At 69.7% G+C, this 21,452-nt stretch carries 20 protein-coding genes and 1 pseudogene; 13 read left to right on the plus strand and 8 right to left on the minus strand.

The window, feature by feature from the left end; genetic code table 11:
- The first annotated feature begins 139 nt into the window (after positions 1-139).
- On the plus strand, positions 140-532 hold the full coding sequence (locus AB0C96_RS36310; protein ID WP_362923645.1) for a hypothetical protein: 393 nt from the start codon (positions 140-142) through the stop codon (positions 530-532).
- Between the two features lie 443 nt (positions 533-975).
- Here the strand turns inward: AB0C96_RS36310 and AB0C96_RS36315 are convergent, their stop codons facing one another.
- Together AB0C96_RS36315 and AB0C96_RS36320 are read right to left on the minus strand one after the other, a co-directional pair.
- On the minus strand, positions 976-1,464 hold the full coding sequence (locus AB0C96_RS36315) for a pyridoxamine 5'-phosphate oxidase family protein (RefSeq protein ID WP_362923646.1): 489 nt from the start codon (positions 1,462-1,464) through the stop codon (positions 976-978).
- A 58-nt stretch (positions 1,465-1,522) separates the two neighbouring features.
- Positions 1,523-2,111: pseudogene (locus AB0C96_RS36320) on the minus strand (hypothetical protein); the annotation flags it as partial.
- A gap of 184 nt (positions 2,112-2,295) precedes the next feature.
- Here AB0C96_RS36320 and AB0C96_RS36325 point away from each other — a divergent pair.
- Positions 2,296-2,571, plus strand: coding sequence for a hypothetical protein (locus AB0C96_RS36325; RefSeq protein WP_362923648.1), 276 nt, complete (start codon positions 2,296-2,298; stop codon positions 2,569-2,571).
- 105 nt (positions 2,572-2,676) lie between these two features.
- On the opposite strand, the gene AB0C96_RS36330 is transcribed toward AB0C96_RS36325, so the two are convergent.
- Positions 2,677-3,939 carry a methyltransferase gene (locus tag AB0C96_RS36330; protein ID WP_362923650.1) on the minus strand — a complete coding sequence of 421 codons (1,263 nt, stop codon included), beginning with the start codon at positions 3,937-3,939 and terminating at the stop codon, positions 2,677-2,679.
- A 977-nt stretch (positions 3,940-4,916) separates the two neighbouring features.
- Here AB0C96_RS36330 and AB0C96_RS36335 point away from each other — a divergent pair.
- From AB0C96_RS36335 to AB0C96_RS36350, 4 genes are all read left to right on the plus strand, one after another.
- Positions 4,917-6,947: an ABC transporter ATP-binding protein gene (locus AB0C96_RS36335; protein WP_362923652.1), complete on the plus strand. Its 2,031-nt coding sequence runs from the start codon at positions 4,917-4,919 to the stop codon at positions 6,945-6,947.
- Positions 6,944-7,930: an NUDIX domain-containing protein gene (locus AB0C96_RS36340; protein ID WP_362923654.1), complete on the plus strand. Its 987-nt coding sequence runs from the start codon at positions 6,944-6,946 to the stop codon at positions 7,928-7,930. The genes AB0C96_RS36335 and AB0C96_RS36340 overlap by 4 nt, the downstream gene beginning before the upstream one ends.
- 301 nt (positions 7,931-8,231) lie before the next feature.
- Positions 8,232-8,447, plus strand: a complete 216-nt coding sequence (locus tag AB0C96_RS36345) for a hypothetical protein (RefSeq protein ID WP_362923656.1) — start codon at positions 8,232-8,234, stop codon at positions 8,445-8,447.
- Positions 8,444-8,863 (plus strand): MazG-like family protein, encoded by a 420-nt coding sequence (locus AB0C96_RS36350; RefSeq protein ID WP_362923658.1) that lies wholly within the window; start codon positions 8,444-8,446, stop codon positions 8,861-8,863. The genes AB0C96_RS36345 and AB0C96_RS36350 overlap by 4 nt, the downstream gene beginning before the upstream one ends.
- Positions 8,864-9,031: 168 nt before the next feature.
- On the opposite strand, the gene AB0C96_RS36355 is transcribed toward AB0C96_RS36350, so the two are convergent.
- Positions 9,032-9,658 carry an XRE family transcriptional regulator gene (locus AB0C96_RS36355; protein ID WP_362923660.1) on the minus strand — a complete coding sequence of 209 codons (627 nt, stop codon included), beginning with the start codon at positions 9,656-9,658 and terminating at the stop codon, positions 9,032-9,034.
- Here AB0C96_RS36355 and AB0C96_RS36360 point away from each other — a divergent pair.
- On the plus strand, positions 9,657-10,556 hold the full coding sequence (locus tag AB0C96_RS36360; RefSeq protein WP_362923662.1) for an ornithine cyclodeaminase family protein: 900 nt from the start codon (positions 9,657-9,659) through the stop codon (positions 10,554-10,556). The genes AB0C96_RS36355 and AB0C96_RS36360 overlap by 2 nt on opposite strands.
- 66 nt (positions 10,557-10,622) lie before the next feature.
- Positions 10,623-11,741: an aminotransferase class I/II-fold pyridoxal phosphate-dependent enzyme gene (locus tag AB0C96_RS36365; protein ID WP_362923664.1), complete on the plus strand. Its 1,119-nt coding sequence runs from the start codon at positions 10,623-10,625 to the stop codon at positions 11,739-11,741.
- A 184-nt stretch (positions 11,742-11,925) separates the two neighbouring features.
- Here the strand turns inward: AB0C96_RS36365 and AB0C96_RS36370 are convergent, their stop codons facing one another.
- Positions 11,926-12,219 carry an ATP-binding protein gene (locus AB0C96_RS36370; RefSeq protein ID WP_362923665.1) on the minus strand — a complete coding sequence of 98 codons (294 nt, stop codon included), beginning with the start codon at positions 12,217-12,219 and terminating at the stop codon, positions 11,926-11,928.
- Between the two features lie 1,280 nt (positions 12,220-13,499).
- Between AB0C96_RS36370 and AB0C96_RS36375 the strand changes: the two genes are divergently transcribed.
- The gene (locus tag AB0C96_RS36375; protein WP_362923667.1) at positions 13,500-13,925 is read left to right on the plus strand and encodes a hypothetical protein; all 426 of its coding nucleotides are present in this window, start codon (positions 13,500-13,502) and stop codon (positions 13,923-13,925) included.
- Between the two features lie 35 nt (positions 13,926-13,960).
- Positions 13,961-15,943, plus strand: coding sequence for a beta-N-acetylglucosaminidase domain-containing protein (locus tag AB0C96_RS36380; RefSeq protein ID WP_362923669.1), 1,983 nt, complete (start codon positions 13,961-13,963; stop codon positions 15,941-15,943).
- A 123-nt stretch (positions 15,944-16,066) separates the two neighbouring features.
- On the opposite strand, the gene AB0C96_RS36385 is transcribed toward AB0C96_RS36380, so the two are convergent.
- Both AB0C96_RS36385 and AB0C96_RS36390 read right to left on the minus strand, forming a co-directional pair.
- Entirely contained in the window at positions 16,067-16,237 is a 171-nt protein-coding gene (locus AB0C96_RS36385) for a hypothetical protein (protein WP_362923671.1), read from the minus strand.
- A gap of 23 nt (positions 16,238-16,260) precedes the next feature.
- Entirely contained in the window at positions 16,261-17,223 is a 963-nt protein-coding gene (locus AB0C96_RS36390; protein WP_362923672.1) for a helix-turn-helix domain-containing protein, read from the minus strand.
- 100 nt (positions 17,224-17,323) lie between these two features.
- On the opposite strand from AB0C96_RS36390, the gene AB0C96_RS36395 reads away from it, so the two are divergent.
- A complete protein-coding gene (locus tag AB0C96_RS36395; RefSeq protein WP_362923674.1) occupies positions 17,324-18,349 on the plus strand; it encodes a saccharopine dehydrogenase NADP-binding domain-containing protein in 1,026 nt (341 codons plus the stop codon).
- A 353-nt stretch (positions 18,350-18,702) separates the two neighbouring features.
- Here the strand turns inward: AB0C96_RS36395 and AB0C96_RS36400 are convergent, their stop codons facing one another.
- A complete protein-coding gene (locus AB0C96_RS36400) occupies positions 18,703-20,160 on the minus strand; it encodes an MFS transporter (RefSeq protein ID WP_362923676.1) in 1,458 nt (485 codons plus the stop codon).
- An 86-nt stretch (positions 20,161-20,246) separates the two neighbouring features.
- On the opposite strand from AB0C96_RS36400, the gene AB0C96_RS36405 reads away from it, so the two are divergent.
- Positions 20,247-20,633: a MarR family transcriptional regulator gene (locus AB0C96_RS36405; RefSeq protein ID WP_362923677.1), complete on the plus strand. Its 387-nt coding sequence runs from the start codon at positions 20,247-20,249 to the stop codon at positions 20,631-20,633.
- Positions 20,634-20,798: 165 nt separating this feature from the next.
- Positions 20,799-21,416 (plus strand): TOPRIM nucleotidyl transferase/hydrolase domain-containing protein, encoded by a 618-nt coding sequence (locus AB0C96_RS36410; RefSeq protein WP_362923678.1) that lies wholly within the window; start codon positions 20,799-20,801, stop codon positions 21,414-21,416.
- The last annotated feature ends 36 nt before the right edge of the window (positions 21,417-21,452 follow it).

The raw sequence follows: 21,452 nt of genomic DNA on the forward strand, positions 1-21,452 counted from the left end.
ACCGACGAGACCACCCTGCCCACCGAACTCACCGCATAGCCTCAAAACGAGATCACCGAGTGGCCGTCGATACACCACTCCAGCGGACGTGACCCAGACCGAGACGGCTCACCCTGAACGGGCTGAGAACCTGGACGGGGTGAAGCCGCTGCCAGTGTGGTTCTTCGCCTTCGAAGGGATCGCCGGCGCGGCGTTCGACCTGTGCAAAGCCTGGGACAAGGCGTGGATGGTGCTCATCGCGTTCGGCGCGGTCAACATGATGGTGGGGCTCACGGTGTTCCGCCGGCGGGCCAAGGTGGTGCGGGCCATGCTCAACAACACCCGGTCCCGCAAGATCCTGGCCGGGCTGGTCGCGCTCCGGTTGGGAGTCCACCTCCTGCTCTCCGCGCTCGGTGCCCCGATAACCTCGGCGGTCGGGCACGTCGCGATCAGCGTGGTGATGGCCGGCACCACGGTGGCGTTGCTGTGGTTCGACCAGCGTGTGGCCTTCCGCACCCTCGGACTCACCGCACAGGCCCAGACCGTCCGATGACGTCGCGAGCCGAGAATCAGTCACGATCAGCCGATGCTTGCCGGTAAAGGAAGTGCGCGGCTGCCTCGACCGCCTCCTTCCTTGAGCTTCTCGATCGGGACGCCCCAACTCTCTTACCAATCATTGAGGTTGACCGCACACGCGGCGACCGACTGCAACTCCTTGGATAGTCGAAGCCCCAGGCGACGTCCCGCCAGATTCGGTAGACGCCGAGCGCGGGGCCGAGGGAACCGTCATCATCTGCTCGGCCAGCCAGTAAGCCAATGCCCACTTCGCAGCCCGGGGCGTGGCGGGCACCTCGACACCTCGGCGCTCAGGCGGGCCCGGGTGGCGCGGAGCATGACGCTGGAGGAGGCCGCCGACGCCTTGAACGCGATCACCGGGACATCATCGAAACGCGCGGGAGTGCGCCCTCGGCCGTGGCCGGGGGCGCACTGAGGGCCCTACGCCCCGCCTTCGGCGGTCCAGATCCGGCTACGCAAGTCCCTTCCGCGCGGCGCCTGCACCCGCCATGGGTCGATGCGCAACAGGTGGTACTCCGGGTCCGTCGGTCCGCCGCGCCAGTAGCCGCGGGGGTCGTAGCCGACCCCGGGTGGGCTGCCCTTGCGATAGAGCTCCCACGCGTGGTGTTTGGTGGGCTCGTCCTCGACCCACCTGGAGACGCTGTCGATGAACACGGCGTTCTGCCATGGGTTCCAGTAGGAGTAGGTGGTGTGCGGATTGTTCGCCAGATGCGCCGACTTCACCGGTGTCCTGTAGGCGGCGAGCCAGCCGACGGGGCGGCCGTCGATGACCTCCCAGATGGGCAGGAGTATGCGCGCCCGGGGGCGGCCCTTCTTGTCGACGGTGATCATGGTCGCGTATGCGATGTCGCTTATGTACTGGAAGAACTCGCTCTCCACGTCGGAGAAGGAGCGCGCTTTCAGCGCCATGGCGCCACCTCCATCTCTGCGGGGCTCATCGCGCCGCCCCTGCCGTCTCGGCCCCTTCGCCGACCGGCAGGAACAGGGCGTAGGACAGCGCGGCCAGCACGAGGCCGCCGAGGATGACCCGGGCGTTGCCGAAGCGGTCGACGAGTTTGGGGGTAAGGGTGGGTGAGAGTGCGGCGTCGATGCCGATCACCAGGAGCGCGAGGCTGGTCTGGACCGTGGACCAGCCGCGCAGCTCCCGCAGATACAACACGGCGATGGACTGGAAGCCGAAGAAGCCACCGGAGAAGACCAGAGCGGCGAGGTTGGCGCGCACGAGGGAGCCGCTGCGGAAGATCCCCAGCCGCACGAGCGGGGCGGCCGCCCGGCGTTCGGTCAGTACGAAGACGGTGAGGAGCGCGAAGCCCGATGGAGAACCCTCCGGCCGCGGTGCCGGAGTAGACCAGGAGGGCCTTGTCGCGCAGTGACCCTTCCCCGAAGCCGGTCGTGATGATGGACAGCCCGGCAGGAGTCATGAATGCGGCGGCGACTCCCGTCACGAAGCGGGCGACGATGAGCGTGCGTCCATCGTCGGCGAAGCCGCCCAGGCCGGAGAAGAGCAGGAACACGGTGAGCCAGAACAGAAACATCTGTCGCCGGCCGAAGAGATCCGGGGGCTGAGCCAGGCCCGCCAGCCTCTCGAAGCCGTACAGCCCCTCGAAGCTGTACACCAGTCCCTCGACGACGAGGCCGAACCGCTGATGTTCTACGACTTCCCTGCCGCGCACTGGATGAGTCCGTCTGTCCCCGGCGGCTCCCGGCCGGGTCTGACGGACCCTGAGTAGGGTCGTGGCCATGACCAACGCAAAGGGCCGGTGGCCGAAGGTGGACTTGGAGAGCGGTGTCGAGGATGCCGTACTGCTCATCCTTGAATGGCTCGGTGAGCAGGGTGTGGGGGCCATGATCAGAGTCGATGCAGAACGCATGCAGGAGGGCCGGCCTGCATGGACCTTCGCTGCCGGCGGTGGACCGCTCCAGGGCGGGATGCGGGCTGATGGGGCGTCGGTGGCGCAGTGCATGGGCCGAGCACTGTTCAAGCTGCGAGAGGCCGGACTGGCTGTGCCCTTCTGAGCGGTCACGTGAACTGGCCGGTCATCCCATGCGCAGTGGTTTCGTGCCGCTTCGTGGTGGGTGGGGTGGCTGAACGCCTGCCCCGTCACGAGGACTTGTCCCACGTTACGGCGTACCGCCGGGTGATGGTTTGTCGATCCGGACGGGTCGCGCGGACCGCGCGGGCGGCGTCAAGCTCTGGGGCTCGGAAGGCTGCCCGGGACACCGTGCCAGGTCGATTGCGTGCCTTCGTCCGGCTGCTTCTACCCATGGGGTGTGCGCGCCGGTGGCGTCTACGGTGAGGCCGTGCTCGTCGACGCTCGGACGGCCGAGCGTCAGCCAACGGTCGTATGCGGCCGAGATCTCATCCCACAGGCGTCGCGGGCCGGACTGGGCGACGGCGAACCGGTCGTTGTGATGCCCGTCGTAGTCGACGGTGACCCAGGATGGGCCGGTGGTGTCGGCCACTTCCAGGCGCACCGGGGCGTGGTCGCCACTGGTGTCCCAGGCGAAGGAGGCGCCCGGAACACTGAGACCGACATGGAATTCGGCGTCCAGGTCGCCGCCGGCGACGGCCCACGGCGAGAGCGTGCTGGTGGCGGTCTGCGGGGGGCCGTCCGGGGTGGTCGGGCCTGGGGTGCCGGGGGCGGGGTGGGGGCAGCGCATGGGCATGAAGGCCGCGAAGCGGTGGAAGCGACCCTGTGCGCTGCCGTCTTGATGTGTGGTCAGTGCCAGGGTGCCGTAGCAGCACCAGGCCGAGTTCCAGGGGGTGATGATGCGTCCGCCCGGCGCGGTCTGTGCTGTCCAGGCGGGAGGAAGACGGTCGACGGAGAACGTCGCGAGGATCAGGTCGTAGGGCGCGCGGTCCGGCCAGCCGGCGGCAGCGTCGCCGCGGACCACCTTCGGCGTGTAGCCTGCCGCGCGCAGGTTTCGCTCCCCCACGTCCGCGAGCGCCGCGTCCAACTCGATAGTGGTGACTGCCTGATCGCCTAGGAGGGCGCAGAGCAAAGCTGCGTTGAACCCGGTGGCGGTGCCCAATTCCGCGACGTTGAGCGGGCGGGACAGGGTGGCCAGACCGGCGAGCAGCAGCGTGCGCAGCACCATCGACGGCATCGATGCCGAGGACGTGGGCAGGCTGTCGGTGAACTGCGTGACCAGGGATACGTCGGAGTACGCCGCTTCCAGCCAGCGGTCCGGATCCACTGTGCGGTCGCAGAGGTCATAGCCGCCTTGCCCGTCGCTGCACCAGACGCGCTCGGGAAGGAACAGGTGTCGAGGCACCGTGCGCAGCGCCCGCTCAAGGGCGGGCGGTACGGGGCGATCGAGGAACTGGGTTACCTGGTCAAGCAGTTGCTGGGTACGGGCGGCGGTTGCCGCGGGCGCGCGCACGGCGTCGGCTACTTCTGGTCCGGGGCCGGCGGCGGGGGCGGGGGCGGCGGAACGGGGCGGTTGGGCTGATGCCCGTCGTCACCGATGGGGCTACGGTGCTTGGCCTGCGCTGCTGGTAATGCGCCCACGGGTCCTCCGTGTCTCTTGTGCGGATTGCGGTGCCCACCGTAGACAAGATCGGTGACCGTGTGTAGGGCGCCTGTGGTGAGCCATTGCCGGCGCTCACCAGGGGGGCGCGTCCCAGCCGGCCTCGGTTCGGTATCTGGCAGTGGTCCCTCATGTCGACGCCGTCACGCTGTACGGCGGCAGAGGACAGCAACCAAGCGGTCCCAGCAACCCCGCGTCCGCGCTCGGAGCCAGGTTGGCGCCGGCCACGCTGCGGTCCGCCGCTGCCTTCACGCGACTTCTACCTCCAGGTGGCGGCGACCGCCGGGGCCTCGGACCTCCAGCGCCTCGAAGCCCCAGTTGCGCAGCACCTCTTGGCACCGCCGGAGGTGGTCTTGCTCCTGGTAACGCGCGCCACTCCCCCGCGACCCCACCCAGACGTGCCCGCAACGATTCCGCGGTCAGCGCTCCGGGGGTGCGGTGACGCGCCCAGCATCGGGCGGTGGACGCGGCCCGGACCCGCGCCAACCACAGCGAGGCAATCCCACGAAGGGATGAACATGCCGTTCGAGTGCCCGCCCCGCCCCGCAATCAAGGCCCTGTCTGCCCTCGACCGCTGAAGAGAACATCCGTCCACGATCTGCCCCTTCGTCACCCGTTACGGGGAGCGGAACGGACCGTTCTTTAGAGCACCTGTACCCCTCGCCATCTCCTGGAGAAGTCATGAATCCTGCGCTCGCCCTCACGCATCGTCCTGTTCGGTTCGAACGACGGCAGCCCACGCCCCCGGCGGCCGGTCTGCCCAGGCGCGTTGTTGACGCCTCTTCTCGCCGTGCACTGCGCTCATCCCGTCCGGATGCGTGGTGGTGGGCATGAGTGCGGACGAAGAAGCCACGGCCCCGCCATCGCGGCAGCGGGCGGACCTGCCCGGCCCTCGCCAGGAGCCGCTGGGCCTTCCGCCGGCAGCTGTGCCCACGGCACCGGGGGACGGTGATGTGGCCGATGAGCTGGAAGAGGCGTACTGGTCGGTCTACGACGGCGCCGCGGCCAAGTCGACGGTTGGCGAGGTCCTGGTACGGCTGCCGCGCATCGTGGGACAGATCGGTCGGCTGGCGTGGCAGGCCGACCGGTCGGCCACAGTGGCGGTCGTGGTGTTGCAGCTGGTCTCGGCGGCGACGGCGGCCTTCGGTCTGGTGGCGTCGGTGGGGGTGCTGCGGGAGTTGTTCGGCCATGGGCCGACACCGGACAAGGTCCGCAGCGCGGTGCCGCAGATCCTGCTCGTGGTGGGGTTCCTGTCCGCGCGGGCGCTGCTTGAGGCCGGAGTCGCCGTCGCGCAGGCCCGGGTGACGCCGAAGATCCGTACCGCGCTGGAGTGTGACTTCCTGCGGTTGACCGCGCACGTGCGGCTGGAGGTCGTCGACGATGCCGACTGGCACGACGACGCCTACCGCGCTTCCGACCGCGGCCTGTTCTACGCCCGGCAGATCGTCGGCCAGGTCGTCACCCTGGCCTCCACGCTCCTCGGTCTGATCGGGACGGCCGGCGTCCTCACCTCACTGCACCCCGCTCTCCTCCCCCTGCTCCTGCTGTCCGTCCTGCCGGTGGGCGCCGCGGCAGTACGTACCGCGCGGGCCCGCTTCCACAGCTTCAAGCGGTGGAATTCGCTCCAGCGCCGGGTGCGGGTGTTCTCCTGGCTGCTGCTGGAGCGGGATGCCGCCGCCGAACTGCGCTCCGACACCGCCCAGAACGCCATCCTGGACGAGCACCGCCGGCTGACCGCCCGGATCGCCGACGAGGACACCCACCTCGGCGTGAGTTCCGCCGTACTGACGCTGGCCGGCCGGGCCGTGGGTGGGATCGGGACCGGCGTCACGTATGTCGCCCTGGGAGCCATGCTGATCTCCGGGTGGCTGCCCCTCGCCGCCGGTGCCGGCGCGGTCCTGGCGATCCAGACCGGACAGACCGCGTTGACGCGCTTCGTGGACGTGGCCCACTTGGTCTACGAGCACGCCATGTGGGTCGATGACCTGCTGAGGTTCCAGGAACGCTGCCGTGGCCTGCAACCCCGCCGACGGGCGCAGACCGCCCCCGCCACCGTCGCAGACCTCACTCTGGAGGACGTCGGCTTCACCTACCCCGGCAAGGAGACGCCCGCCCTCAGCGGTGTCTCGATGACGCTGCACGCCGGGGAGACGGTCGCCTTCGTGGGCGTCAACGGCTCCGGGAAGAGCACCTGTTCGCGACTGATCGCCGGGCTGTACGAGGCAGGCGAAGGCACGGTGCGCTGGGACGGGGTGGATGTGCGGGACATGGACTCCGAGTCGCTGCAAGCCCGTGTCGCCACCGTGCTCCAGGACCCGGTGCACTTTCCCTTCAGCGCCCTGGCGAACCTCACGGTCTCCCGCGGCACGCTCACCGAGACCGACCCTCAACGGGCGTTGGACGCGGCGCGGGCATCCGGAGCCGAGCAGGTCATCGCCGGTCTGCCGGGCACCTGGCAGGCGGTGCTGTCCAAACGGTTCCGGGGCGGCCAGGAGCTGTCGGCCGGCCAATGGGCCAAGATCGCCGTCGCACGAGGGCTGTACAAGAACGCTCCCGTGCTCCTGCTCGACGAGCCCACCGCCAGCATGGACCCCAAGGCCGAACACGCCGTCTACCAGGCGGTGTTGCGCAACAAGGCGCGGGCCGACCAGATCACCGTGCTGATCTCGCACCGGCTGGCGAGCGTCGTCGAATGCGACCGGATCTACGTCTTCGACGGCGGGCGGATCACCGAGGCCGGCTCGCACCAGCAGCTCATGGCCCTCGGCGGCGACTACGCCCAGATGTTCACCCTCCAGGCAGCCGGCTACCAGGCCGCCCCCGTGGCCTCCGACTCCGACCCCGGGACGGTGCTTCCGTGACCGAACAGACCACACCGACCGACTCGGCCCTGCCCCACCAACGGCCGCCGGCGAACGCATCGACGCTGATCTACAACAGGGCCGGCGCATACCTGCTGCACCTGCGGGACGACATTCCCGGAATCTGGGAGCCAGGAGCGTGGTCGCTGCTCGGCGGCGGCCGTGAACCGGGCGACAGGTCCCTGGAGGATACGGCCAGACGAGAGCTGCGAGAGGAGGCCGGTCTGGACCTCCTCGACCTCGCCCCCTTCGCCGTGGAAGAGGCGCGCGACAGCGACGGCAGGACCGTCCCCGTCCAGATCTTCACCGGCCACTGGGTCGGCGACCCCGCGACGTTGAACCTGACCGAAGGCGCCATGCTGCACTGGTTCCGGCCAGAGGCCCTGTCACGCCTTCGGATGGCCTCCTCGACCCGCGACCTGATCCGCCGCCACGCCGAACTGCTCCGCCTCGACGGCCTGGGGACCGCCGCCGAGGGGGCTGCCGGCAACAACAGCCCGGCCGACCGGCCCAGCCCCCCTTCAACACCGTCCAGAGGCGGAAGCACCGTCCTCAACGTCATCGGTGCCCATCTCTACCTGGAGGACGCCGACGGCAAGGTCCTGCTCGGTCTGCGCCACCCCGATTCCGCCTACGCAGGCTCCATCTGGCACTTCCTGGCCGGTCACTGCGAGCAGGAGTCCGCCCTCATGTGCCTCGTCCGCGAGGCACATGAGGAGGCGGGTCTGCTGATCGAGCCCGGCGACGTCGAACTCGCCCACGTCGTGCACCTCGTGGACACACCCGGCGGCCGGCCCCGGATGCAGCTGGTCTTCCGGGCCCGCCGGTGGTCAGGGACTCCTGAAGTCCGGGAGCCGGACAAGTGCAAGGGCTGGCGCTGGTGGCCTCCAGACGGTCTCCCGGCGCAGACCGTGCCCTATGCCCGGGCCGCCATCGAGGGCATCCGCGCAGGGCGCCGCTACACGGAAACGGGCTGGTCATGACCGTTGGGACGAGCCAGGGAACGGGCCCGACCGGCACGCCACCACGGCAAGGCAGCGCTTCCCGGCCGGGCGGGAGTGAGGAACTGCTCGCGGTGCTGTACGGCGGCGAGAGCGTACTGATCCAGCACGACGGAGAACCCCAGTCCTCCCGCGCGGCACGGATGCCGCCGCCACCGTCGAGGACGGCTCACTGGCCTACCTCACTCACGTCCTGGTCAAGGAAGGAGGGACGCCTGAAGAGTGCCGCTCCGAGTTCATCGTCCACGCCGTCGGCCCGGCCGGCGCGGAGCTGACGGAGCGGATGGCCGCCTGCGTACGGTCCTGGGACCAGCACGTGCGCGGGACCGGCGACCCGCAGCTGACCGTGCACCCCGCGGGCACGCCCGACCACGAACTTCCCAGCGGGTACGTCCTGGACAAGACCTCCTCCCGCCTGGTCTTCCAGTGGCCGGGCCGGCTCCCCGCCGCACAGACCATCGCCGAAGCAGCGGTCCTCGCAGAGGCCGGTGGCCGATGACCACGAGGACGCAGCAGGTTACGCCGCCGTCGGTGGGGCCCGGCCCGGTGGAGGAGGACATCTGGGAGACGGTTGTCCGCCTTGCCCGTCGCTTCGACGCCCACGACGACGCATGCGGCCTGGACCAGGCACAGCAGTGGACCCTGCAAGTACTGAAGATTGCCGAGGAGACCGGCGAAGCCTCCCAAGCCGTCATCGGTGCCCGCGGCACCAACCCCCGCAAGGGCGAAAGCCACACCTGGCAGGACGTCCACGCCGAGGTCGCAGACGTCGTCATCACGGGCATGGTCGCCCTCGCCCGCATGCGTCCCGACGACGCTGAACAGTACCTCCGAGATCAACTGGCCGCGAAGGCCGGCAAGTTCCTTCCGGCCGCGCCGGCCACCGGCCGGCCGTCCCCCGGGGAGACAGCATGAGTGGCACGTGGCTGCCTCCCGAGCGGTGCATCGCGACCTTGCCCCAAGCCAGGTCACTCCAGGATGCGACCACCCCAAGATGCGGTCACCCCAGGACGACGGCCGACTCTCCGGCCGGAAGTGCGCACGGCCCGCGGCGCCGGGCACCTCGTCGACTCTGCCCAGTGGTCAGGGCGTGCGGGGAGCACCGAGTTCGACGACGCGGACGAAAGTGACCGGTCCGCCGTCTTCAGGGGCCTTGTAGGCGTAGGGACGGTCGCTGGCCAGACGGGCGGAGGCTCCTGCGTCGAGGGGGATCGAGCGCTCTTCGGTTTCCAGCAGAAGCGTTCCGGTGCTGACGAGGATGAGTTCCTCGGAACCCGGTGGGTCGGGTTGGGCCAGATAGTGATCACCGGGCGCCAGGGTCCACTCCCACAGTTCCGGGCCGCCGCGACGGGCACTGGTGACGTGCAGCAGAGCGCGACTGCCTGCGGGGCTGCTCCAGACCTCGACCGCAGTGGAGACGTGGCACGGTTCGGCGGCGGGCGGGGCGATCAGGGTGGCGAAGTCGACGTCCAGAGCGCGGGCGATCTTGTCGACGGTGACCAGGCTCGGATTGGCCGTGCCCTGCTCGATCTGGGTGAGCATCCGCCGGCTGAGGCCCGCGTTGTCGGCCAGCGTCTGGACGGTCAGACCCGCACCCTGACGGCGACTGCGCACCTCGCGGCCGAGGCGCTCGATGAACGGCGGGGTCGGGCCACTCTCGGACGGTGTTGACACAACACTCCCCTTCATGCGCACTATGTTGCCCACCATGAGCAACATAATACCCGCGACGGAGCGTCTGCCCCACCTTCCGCCCGACGATGTGCTGGCCGCGCTGCGCACCGCGTTCAGCAAGCTCGCCGAAGGTTCCGCAGTGCAGCCACCCCAGACTCTCACGCCTCTGCCTGGCGGCGGCGACGTCATCGCCTACCAGGCGGCGCTCGACGACACCTACGGGCTCAAGATCTCCCCGTACCTCCCGCGGACCGGCCGGAGCGCCGTCGTCACCGCCTGGACGCTGGTACTGAGCACCCGCACCGGTCGTCCCTTGCTGCTGTGCGACGCCCAGGCGCTCACCCTGGAGCGCACCGCCGCCACCAGCGCCCTCGCCGTCGACCACCTGGCCCGGCCCGAGGCCGCCACGCTCGCCGTCATCGGCTCCGGCTCTCAGGCACACGCGCACCTGCGCTACGCCCGCGCCGTCCGCGCGTTCACCTCGGTGCGCATGTACTCGCCGTCGCTGACCGGGGCCAGTGCTCCAGACGGCGTGACAGTGGTGGACAGCGCGGAGGAGGCCGCAGCCGGCGCGGATGTCGTGCTGCTCTGCACCTCGGCGGCGCAGCCCGTCATCGACGCGGCAGCTCTGCCGCCGGGCACCGTCGTGACATCGATCAGCACCAACGCGCCCCGCGCCCACGAGATCCCGCCCTCGGCACTGCCCGCCATGGAGGTGTACGGCGACTACCGGCCGACCGTCACCACGGCGGCGGGGGAAATGGTCCTCGCTGTGGAACGGGGCCTGTGGTCCGCCGAGCAGCTCCGCGGTGACCTGCCCGAGCTCGTCACCGGCACCTGCCCGCTCCCGTCCGGTGAACAGCCGGTCTTCTTCCGCTCGATCGGCTTGGGCATCGAGGACCTCGCCATCGCCCGCCTACTCAAGCACCCCTGACCCCACACCCCACCGCGCCCCGACCACCTCCACTCCATCCGCACACCAAACGTCGAAGAGGCCACCATGTCCTTCACACCGTTCGAGCTCGAAGCATGGCAGTCCCGCTACGAGCGCAGCGTCGCCCACAACCTCGCCGACAGCGGCTGCCACCCCGTCGGCCTGGGCGAACTGCTCACTGACGCCCCCCACGCGATCCGGCGCCTCCTGGCCATCGACCTGAACTACCCGCCGGTGGGCGGAACCGACTCCCTGCGCGCGCTGATCGCCGACTGGCACACTGCCGCGGCCGACAACGTTCTGGTCACCGTGGGCGCCGCCGAGGCGAATGCCATCACTGTCGCCACCCTCGTCGGCCCGGGTGATCACGTGGTCGTCATGGAACCCGGCTACCGCCAGGTTCGCGGCTGCGCACTGAACGCCGGCGCCGACGTCGACGCCTTCCCCCTCGACCCCGACCGCCAGTGGCGCCCCGACCTCGACGCCCTTGACCGCCTGGTCCGGCCAGACACCAAGCTCATCGCCGTCACCAACCCCAACAACCCGGTCGGCACCATCCTCACCGAACCCGAGATCGAGGCGATCATCGCGGCCGCCGACCGGGTCGGCGCCTGGATCCTCGCCGACGAGGTCTACCGCGGCACCGAACGCCTCACCGACCAGACCACCCCGACCTTCTGGGGCCGCTACGACAAGACCGTCTGCGTCGGCAGCCTGTCCAAGGCCTTCGGTCTGCCCGGGCTGCGCCTGGGCTGGCTGGTCGCACCGCCCGCAGTCGTGGATGCCACCTGGCGGCGCCACGAATACGCCACGATCTCCGCCAGCACGCTTTCCATGCACCTCGCCGAGACCGCCCTGACCCCGGCCACCCGTGACCGGCTGCTGACCCGCAATCGCACCCTGGTCCGCGACGGCTACGCCCGCCTCCAGAACTGGATCGACGACCACGAGGGACTGCTGTCCATCGTGCCGCCCCATGCCACGGCCCTGGCCTTCGTCCGGTACCACCTCCCCCGCCCCAGTCTGGAGGTCGCCGACGCGCTGCGCGTCCACGGCAAGGTCCTCGTCGGTGCCGGAGCGCAGTTCGGCGTCGAACACCACCTGCGCATCACCCACGGCCTCGAAGCCGACTACCTCGACGCCGCCCTCACCAGCATCAGCAGCGTCCTTGCCGAACTCGCCTGACACACCGACAGACGGGCGGGCGCGACACCCCATGCGCGCCCGCCCGGATCGGTCCCCTTCGGGGTGGTCGCTCCTTGCCGGTCAAGCCGCCGCACTCCGCCACCGACGAGCATTGCGTGCGGCTGGGGCGGTTCGGGCCCGCAGCGGAACAGTTCTTCATCGTCGACGACGAGAATGCGGATGGTCATGCCGCCTCCTCCACCGCGGGAATCCAGGCACGGACCTGGAATCCGCCCCCAGGGCCCGCTGCGGCGAGAAAGGTTCCCCCGAGGACGCTGATCTGCTCACGAAGTCCGTTCAGACCGTGGCCACCGCTGGGCAGGTCCAGCTGCGGCTGCGCCGGGGGAACGTCGTTCTCCACGGTGACGCATACCCAGCCAGGGAGGTAGTGCAGGTGCACAACGGTGGGAGCGTTGCCGGCGTGCTTGTGCACGTTGGTCAGTGCCTCCTGTACGAGTCGGTAGGCGGTGCGCTCCACGGTGCCGCCGAGCGGGTACCGCTCGCCCGAGATCCACGTAGGTTGCCAGCCACCACTGCATGTGACCGGGCTGCCAACCCACGGACCAGGACCTGCCGACGGTCTCGGCCAGGAAGGCGGCACCGGAGACCACCACCACGACTCCGCGCGAGCCCCCGCGCCGAGCCGCGGCGTACAGGGCGATCGGAAACGCGGCGCGGGGCGTGAAAGACGGAAGCGGTGCGAGCACCAACGCCGCGACGGCGACGGCAACGGGACAGCGGCGCCGCACAATCAAGGCCAGACCCACCACAATTCCCAGGAACCGTATGGACAGACCTGAAATCGTCCAGGAGGCATTTGCGACGTACAGCACGTTCACCAACGTGACCACGGTGGTGATGCCGATATCCAGCAGTAGCTCTCTCCTGGATCCCCACCACCACCAACGAAATGTCCGAGGGCGCAGGCCGGCCATGAAGAGCCTGAGTCGGTGTGGATACGGCAGACGATTCGAATCGCCCTCATGGCCAGAGGGAAGCCGCGCTGTCGGCTCGTTGTTCGGCGCAGCAGCAAGGACCGCCGGATCGGGACGTTGCATCTGGCAGATCCTAAGAGCGGCCATACGGCTGGCAAATGCACCCACGAGCTGATCTGACGTTGCCTTCAGGCATACCTCACAGCGGTATTTCCTCATCCTTTCGACCGACGACGCCCAGCCGGCGTCTCTGCACGGACGATCGGACGCCGGCATGCCGTCGTCCTGTTCGTCGTTGTCGTACCACCCGCCGTTGGCTGCGAGAGCCGGCGGATGGCCGGCGGTCAGTGATGCGGGAGCGGGGCCGGCTGCCGCGCGAGGTGGTCGCGGCCCGGCCGGTCCTCGTACGGCGGGCAACGCCCGTGACGGGTGTTCGCGCCCCTCTTCAGTCGAGGGGGCCGCTTCGCTGCCGTGGTCGGGCGATGGCAAGAAGTATTGCGTCGCCACCGCCGGGGCACATCCATCAAAAGAGAGCCGTGCCATGCAACGAAAGTTACAGAGTTCATTTCGGAACGGCCCGGAAGTACTCACCCGACGACAAATCCGCCCTCCCACTGGGCAGGAGTCAGGATCTGTTTCTGGACGCCCTGTTATTCGGGAGATACTCCCTGCCTGCCCTCTCTTCTTGAGAATTCCTGACCCAGCGGAACCGGATCGGGAACCATCGCGTCTTGCGTGGCGATATGCGCTTGCAATGACCGCGAGCGCGCCGGAACCGCGAACAGCACCACCGCCGAAGAGAACTGACACCGGAAAGAGCCTCATGAACGAACACCTCGCTCACCAGCCGCCGACAGCCCATATCCAGGCAGGCGCAGCCACTGCCCCCAGGGCGGGCCTGAGAGGACGTAGCCGCCGCCAGGTCATCGCGGTGCTGCTACTGGTCTTCGGGGGGTACCTGCTGCCGGTGGCGGGCTGGCTCGTCGGCAGCGTCATATGGCTGCTCACCCCGGGATGGAACGCTCGGGCCAAGACGGCCGGGGTGCTGGTCTGGCCGCTGTGCACGCTGGGCCTGGTAGCCACCAGCGCCGCTACCTACTGGCTGATCCTGCCCTTGGGCGACCCGGTCGCCTCCATCGCCACATCGCTCTTCCTTCTGGTGCCGAGCAGTTGGTTCCTGCTGCTGCTGACGGCCGCCTGGACGCTGCTCGGCTCTACGGGCGCAGCGCGCGGTGGGGAGCAGCAGTGACGAGAGCGCGGCACGCGGGGAGGCGAAGTGCGCTCATGGTGACGGTGCTGACCGTGGCCGCCGCCTTGTTCACGGGATGCACACAGCCTCCGGACGGGGCGGCGTCCCGGTCGGCCGGCACACCGCCGCCGCCGACGGTCACGGCTGCCGAGCAGCCGGGTCCCAGACTGCCCCGGCTCTCTCCCACACCCCGTCAGATCCGCCGCACAGGGCCCGATCTGGCGGTCCCCGGCACTGTGGATGTGGTGCGCGGTGAGGGTGCCGACGACGCTGCGGTGCAGCGCATCACCCAGGCAGTGCGCTCGGCGGGCGCCACCGACGTACACGTCTCCCCGCCCAGGAAGGCGACCGCCGCCGGCCGGCAGCCCCTGACCATCGTCGTCGGCCGGATCGACAGTGAGCCGGTGCGCGGTCTGCTCGACCGCAGCAACGCGTTCGGCCGTGGCACGCTCCCCGCAGAGGGCTACCAGATCACCACCGGCTCGCTGCGAGGCCGCGCGGGCGTGGTGCTGGCCGGCAAGGACATCGACGGCGTCTACTACGCGGCCCAGACCTTCGCCCAGCTCGTCCGTCGTTCGGCCATCGCGGGAGCATCGGTCGTCGACTACCCGTCCATCCCGCGACGAGGCGTGGTCGAGGGCTTCTACGGCACGCCGTGGACCCACCAAGCGCGCTTGGACCAGTTGGCCTTCTACGGCCTGATGAAGCTCAACACCTACCTCTACGCACCCAAGAACGATCCGTACGAGCGGGACCGGTGGCGCGACCGCTACCCCACGGCGCAGGCGAGGCGGCTGACCGACCTGGTCAAGAGCGCCCGCGCCCACCATGTGCGCTTCACCTACGTACTCTCCCCGGGCAAGTCCCTCTGCAACAGCTCCGCAGATGACCGGGAGGCCGTCATCGGCAAGCTCCAGTCCCTCTATGACCTGGGGATACGGGACTTCGCCATCGCATTCGACGACATCCATCCACTGCCGGTGTGGAGCTGTGCCGCGGACTTCGCCCGTTGGGGGACGGTCACCGAACAAGCCCTGGCCGCCGCCCAGGTGGAGTTGCTCAACCGCGTGCAGAGAGAACTCATCGACCGCCACCGCGAATTGGGGCCGCTGTGGATGGTCCCCACCCAGTACAGCGACCTGTCCGACACCCTCTACAAGAAGACCCTGCGCCACCAGCTGGACAAGCGCATCGGCATGATGTGGACCGGCACCGACGTCCTCCCCACCAGCGTCACCTCCGACCAGGCACGCGACGCCGTCGCACTGTGGGGTCGCGATGTCATGCTGTGGGACAACTACCCCGTCAACGACTCCGACCAGACCACCGGGCGCCTCCTGCTCGCCCCCTACGCCAAGCGCGCCAGGGATCTGGACCAGCACCTGTCGGGCGTTGTGCTCAACCCGATGAATCAGGCTTCGGCCAGCAAAGTCGCCGAATTCACCGGCGCCGACTACGCCTGGAACACCCGCGCCTACGACCCGAAGGCCAGCGCACGGGCAGCCATCGACCGTCTCGCCGGCGGAGATGCCGCGACCGCGCAAGCATTGCAAGTCTTCTTCGACACCCAGCACATGGCCCCCAGCTGGCGCGGCGCTCCCTGGCAACCTCAGGCCCCCGCCCTGGCCACCCGGCTGGAACGTTTCGACAAGCAGTGGGCAAGAGGCGAGAAGCACCAGGCCGCAGAACAGCTCGGCGCGTACGGCCACTTGATGGCCGCGGCACCCGAGCAGATCAGAACCCACGTCGAGGACCGAGGCTTGGCCGAAGAAGCCAAGCCCTGGCTGGACGCTCTCACCTTGTGGGGCCAAGCCCTCACCGCCACCTGCGACGCGCTCCAGGCACGCCTCGACGGGAAGGCGGAGCGGGCCGACGAGCTGCTGACCCTCTCCCGGACCACGGCGCACCAGGCGTCAGAACTGCGCACCATCCGGGGTGCCCCCCGGCCCCAAGGCACCGTCAAAGTTGCCGACGGCGTACTCGACACCTTCCTGAAACGGGCCCCTTCACTCCGCTGATCACGCCAAGCGCCTCAACCAGGGACGAAGGCGGCGCTGTGTGCATCGCTCAGCCGCAGCGCCGCCTCGGAACCGGCCGCGGTCGGGAACTGCCGTCATGCCGCTTGGTGGCCGAATGGCCGCTCAGCCGAGCTTGTTCAGCGCTGCGCCGATCCGTTCCACCGCCTGTGCGACCTTGTCCCGGCCGTACGCGGTGAAGCACAGCCGGAAGTATCCGGGAGCGGGGCAGAACAGCGTCTGCCCCGGTAGCAGCTGCACCTGCGCCTCCTTCTCCAGGTACGCAGGCAGCTTCAAGGGGCCCTGGTACCCGGGCGTTGCTAGCCGTCGTTCGGGCCGGGGCGGGTCCGCGAGCGGAAGGTGCGGCGGTAGGTGTCCGGGGGCACGCCGACGGTGCGGTTGAAGTGTCGGCGTAGCGTCGTGGCCGTGCCCATGCCGGTGGCTGCCGCGACGGCATCGATACTGTCGTCGGTGGCTTCCAGCAACTCCTGGGCGTGACGGATCCGCTGGGTCAGCAGCCACTGAAGCGGGGTGGTACCGGTCACCGACTTGAAGTGGCGGCCGAGGTTGCGTGAGCTCATCCTCGCCTGACGGGCCAGGTCTTCCACGGACAGCGGATGGTCGAGCCGTTCGATCGCCCAGGGGAGCAGCTCGGCGAGCGGGTGGTCGTCCCGGGCGGGCACCGGGGCGGTGACGAACTGGGCCTGGCCGCCGGCCCGGTGGGGCGGCACGACCAGGCGGCGGGCGATCGCGTTGGCGGTCGACGAGCCGTGGTCGAGGCGGACGAGGTGCAGGCACAGGTCCATCGCGGCGGCCTTGCCGGCGGAGGTGAGGACGCTGCCGCTGTCCACGTAGAGCACGTCCGGGTCCACCTCCACCCGGGGGTAGCGGGCGGCCAGGTCGCCGGCGTGTGCCCAGTGCGTGGTCGCGCGCCGCCCGTCCAGCAGCCCGGCCGCGGCCAGCACGAACGCGCCCGTGCAGAGGGAGGCCACCCGCGCGCCTGCCTCGTGGGCCGCGCGCACCGCGTCGACCAGGTCGGCGGGCGGGTCCTGGTCGACGTCGGCCCAGCCAGGGACGATCACCGTGTCGGCGCGTGGGAGCCGGTCCAGTCCGTGGTCGGGCTCCAGCCGGAACCGGCCGACCCGCACGGCGGCCGGCCCGCACACGACCGTGTCGTACCAGGGATCGGCCATGCCGGCCGGGCCGTTGCCGAAGACCTCGTACGCCACGGACAGCTCGAAGTGCAGCATCCCGTCGGTGACGGCCAGCGCGACAGTACTCACGTCCGTAATTGTATGGGTCATGGCGTTCCGGACACTCGTGTGGGAGGCCCGCCATCGTCAGGATGTCCACGGCAGATCATTCGAGGACGAGGGGGAACCCATGGCATCGAAAGTGGCGGTGTTCGGCGCGTACGGGCACACCGGGCGGTTCGTGGTGGCGCAGCTGCGGGAGCGCGGGTTCGTCCCGGTTCCGTCCGGCCGCGACACCGCCAAGCTGCGGGAACTGGCGGCGTCTCATCAGGGGCTCGACGCCCGCCCGGCGTCGGTCGGCGACCCGGCTTCGCTCGACCGCGCGCTGGCCGGTGCGGAGGCGGTGATCAACTGTGCCGGGCCGTTCGCCACGACTGCCGCTCCCGTGATCGAGGCGGCGCTGCGAGCCGGAATCCCGTATGTGGACGTGGCGGCCGAGATCGAGGCCAACGTGGACACGTTCGCACACTTCACGGACCGCGCCCGCGCCGCAGGAGCGGTGATCGTCCCCGCGATGGCGTTCTACGGCGGCCTCGGTGACCTGTTGGCCACCGCGGCGATGGGCGACTGGACGGCGGCCGACGAGGCGCACATCGCCTACGCGCTGAGCAGTTGGCACCCCACCGCCGGGACGCGCGCCACGAGCGCGGTCTCCCGGCAGCGACGGAACGGCCGGCGCTTCGTCCACACGAACGGGCGGTTGGAGTACCGCCATGACGACCCGCCGAACCTGAAGTGGCCCTTTCCCGACCCGATGGGCACCCGGGCCGTCATCGGGGAGTTCACGATGGCCGACGTCGTCACCGTCCCCAGCCACCTGTCCATCCCCGAGGTGCGCACCTACATGACGGTCGAGGCGGCCAGGGATGTGCTGGCCCCGGACACACCGGCGCCGGCCGCGGTCGACGAGCAGGGACGATCCGCGCAGACCTTCCTCGTCGATGTCGTCGTGCGCGCCGGCGGCGTGGAACGGCGCGCCGTGGCGGAAGGCCAGGACATCTACGCCGTCACCGCGCCGCTCGCGGTGGAAGCGGTGGACCGTATCCTCACGGGACGGACCAGCACGGCCGGTGTCGCCTCCGCCGGCGAGATCTTCGACGCGCCCGACTTCCTCCACTCGTTGTCCCCGCACCTTTCCCTCCAACTACCCCGGTAGCGGGCGGAACTCCACGCTGTGCGCCGGGCTGCTCTCGTCGCGGTGGGCCTTCGTCGCGCGGCCGGTAAGGCCTCCGCCACTCCCCTGCCCGACACCGGAGTCCAGGCCATGTGCAGGGCGTCACGGCGGCCGCCGGGCGGCGGTCACCTCGCAGCCATCCACATCTGGTCTGCGAGGTGACCGCCATGGAACTGTCCAGTACACCGGCAGCACCAGCAGTGTCGTGTGGTTGAGGACGAAGAGGCGGTTGCCGCTGGCGGCGGTGGTGCGGGCTCGGCTGCCGGTGAGGGCGTATGTCCGGTGGGCCGCGCCGGGGTGGCCGCCCGACCTTCCGGACTTCGCGGCCGGCAGCGTCAGTCGACGGCGAGGGCGAGCTCCGGCTCGGCCGCGGGTATGTCGGCACTGCGGCGCCGTCCCAGCACTCCCGACAGCGCGATGAGCAGGCCGATGGCTGACAGTGCGGTGACGGTGAGCAGAGCGGGGGTGAAGCCGGCGAGCAGGGCGTCGGGGCCGGTCTTGCCTTCGCCCCCGGTGGTGAGGGCCGCGGTGACGACAGCGAGCCCTATCGCGCCGCCGACCTGCATGGAGGTGTTCAGCAGGCCGCCGGCCAGGCCCTGCTCGTGGTCCGGGATCCCGGCGGTGGCCTGGATGTTGAGGGACGAGAAGGCGAGGGTGAACCCGATACCGAGCAGGGTCATGCTGGGCAGCACACCGACGGCGTACGGGGCGTCCCGGTCGATGACGAGGAACAGCACATAGGCGACGAGGTGAGCGATGACTCCGCCCGCTATGGTGCGCGAGGTACCGAGCCGTTCTATCAGGGGCTCCATGCGCGGCGAGCCGAAGGCGACGATCAACGCGGCCGGAAGGAAGCCGAGCGCGGTCTGGAGCGCCGACCACTGCAGCACCTGCTGGAAGTAGAGCATCACCACGAACTGGAAGCCGATGAAGCCGCCGAAGAACACCGTCGCACCGAGGTTGGCCCGTGCCAACGGGCCGGAGCGCAGGATGCCGAGACGGACCAGCGGATGCGCACTGCGGCGTTCCAGCATGACGAAGGCGACCAGCAGCAGCGCGGCGAGGGCGAACTGGATCAGCGTACTGGGCGCGGCCCAGCCGGCCTCCGGCGCCTGAACGACGGTGTAGACGAGCAGCAGCATCGCAGCGACCGAGGTGATCGCGCCCGGCAGGTCGTAGCCGCCAGAACTCCGGGGCCCGTCCTTGGGCAACAGACGGCCGGCGGCAGCCCAGGCGATCAGCGCGATCGGTACCGGCAGGAAGAACGTCCACCGCCAGCCGACCTGGGTCAGCAGGCCGGAGAGCACCAAACCGGCCGAGTAGCCGCTGGCACCAAAGACCGCGAAGATACCCAGCGCCTTGTTGCGTGCTGGTCCTTCGGTGAACGTGGTGGTGACGATGGACAGCGCGGCCGGTGCGGTGAACGCCGCCGCCATGCCCTTGAGTATGCGGGTGGCGATCAGCAGCGCTCCGTCGTCGACCAGGCCACCGACCAGTGAGGCCAGGGCGAACACGGCGACCGCGGTCAAGAAGACGCGGCGACGGCCCAGCATGTCGGCGGCGCGTCCGCCCAGTAGCAGCAGCCCGCCGTAGCTGAGGACATAGCCGCTGACGACCCACTGAAGCGCGCTGGTGGACAGCTCCAGGTCGGCCTGGATGGAGGGGAGGGCGACGCCCACCATCGACACGTCCAGGGCGTCGAGGCCCACGACGAGGGAGGCGGTGAGCAGGATTCCCCATAGTCGTGCGTTCCACACGGATGTGGAGGTGGACAGGGGTGCGGAGGAAGTCATGCCATCCACCATTACATGCATGCGCATCGAATGCAATCGCATTTAATACTTACGCATCAAATGCTGGCGCATGCTAACCTGGGTGCATGATGGGCAGCTCGGAGCAACAGTTGGTCGAGGAGTGGCATGAGCTTCTCGCCCGGCACGCCGCCGTGCACACCGCTCTTGAGCGCGAGTTGCAGGCGCAGCACGGCATCGGCGTCAACGAGTTCGAGGCACTCGAGTGCCTCGCCTCCTCCGACGACGGCAAGTGCCGGGGCCAGGACCTCACCAACGTGGTGCACCTGAGTCAGAGCGCCGCATCCCGGCTGGTAGCAAGGTTGGAACGGGACGGGCTCGTCGACCGCGTCATGTGCGAGCTCGACCGCCGCGGCATCTTCGTCGTCCTCACCGACGGGGGCCACAAGCGTTACATCGAGGCGAAACCGACCCACCGCGCCGTACTCGCGCGGGCGCTCCGCGACGACCACTGACCGGTCATCCGCAGCACGTTGACGGCGCGGCAACCGCCCGGCCCCCAGCGGCTCCCGGCAGCAGCTTCCCCGCGTGCGGACCGTCGGGCCCGACTGCTCGTCACCGATCGACGCCCTGGCGGAAATTCCCTACCGTCGCGGCCGGAAAAGGCGGAGACTCGTCTCATGGCTGACATGGCGTCGTTCCGGGAGGCGGTCGCCGCGTGGGCGGCCGGTGGCCCCGGCGACGCCGCGCGCGAGCTGGCCACCCAACTGTCCGTCCGGACAGCCGTCCTGCTCGAAGGGCCCAGCGACGCCGCGGCGGTCAGCGCGCTGGCCGCGAGTCGCGACCGGAACTTGGAGTCCGAGGGAGTCTGCGTCCTGCCGATGGGCGGTGCGATGAACGTCGGGCGCTACACCCGCCTCCTCGGGCCACCCGGCCTGAGCCTCCGCCTCACGGGACTGTGCGACGAGGCGGAACGTCGCTACTACGCCCGCGCCTTGGAGCGGGCCGGTGCAGCGCAGCAAGGCATCTTTGTCTGTGCGGCGGATCTGGAAGACGAGCTCATCCGCGCGCTGGGCGTGACACGGGTGGAGGAGCTGGTCCGCGCGGAGGGCGACCTGCGCGCCCTACAGACCTTCCTGCGCCAGCCCGCACAGCGGGGCCGCACCTCACAGCAGCAGTTGCGGCGCTTCCTCGGCACGAAGAAGGGGCGCAAGATCCGCTACGGCCGCGTCCTCGTCGAGGCACTGGCCCCCGACCACATACCCGCCCCACTCGACGGCCTGCTCACCAGCCTCTGACCGCTGGGCGACGTCGGTCGTACCCCTCCCCCTCCC

It is taken from the genome of Streptomyces sp. NPDC048506 (assembly GCF_040651315.1).
In the GTDB taxonomy this organism is placed as follows: Bacteria; Actinomycetota; Actinomycetes; order Streptomycetales; family Streptomycetaceae; genus Streptomyces.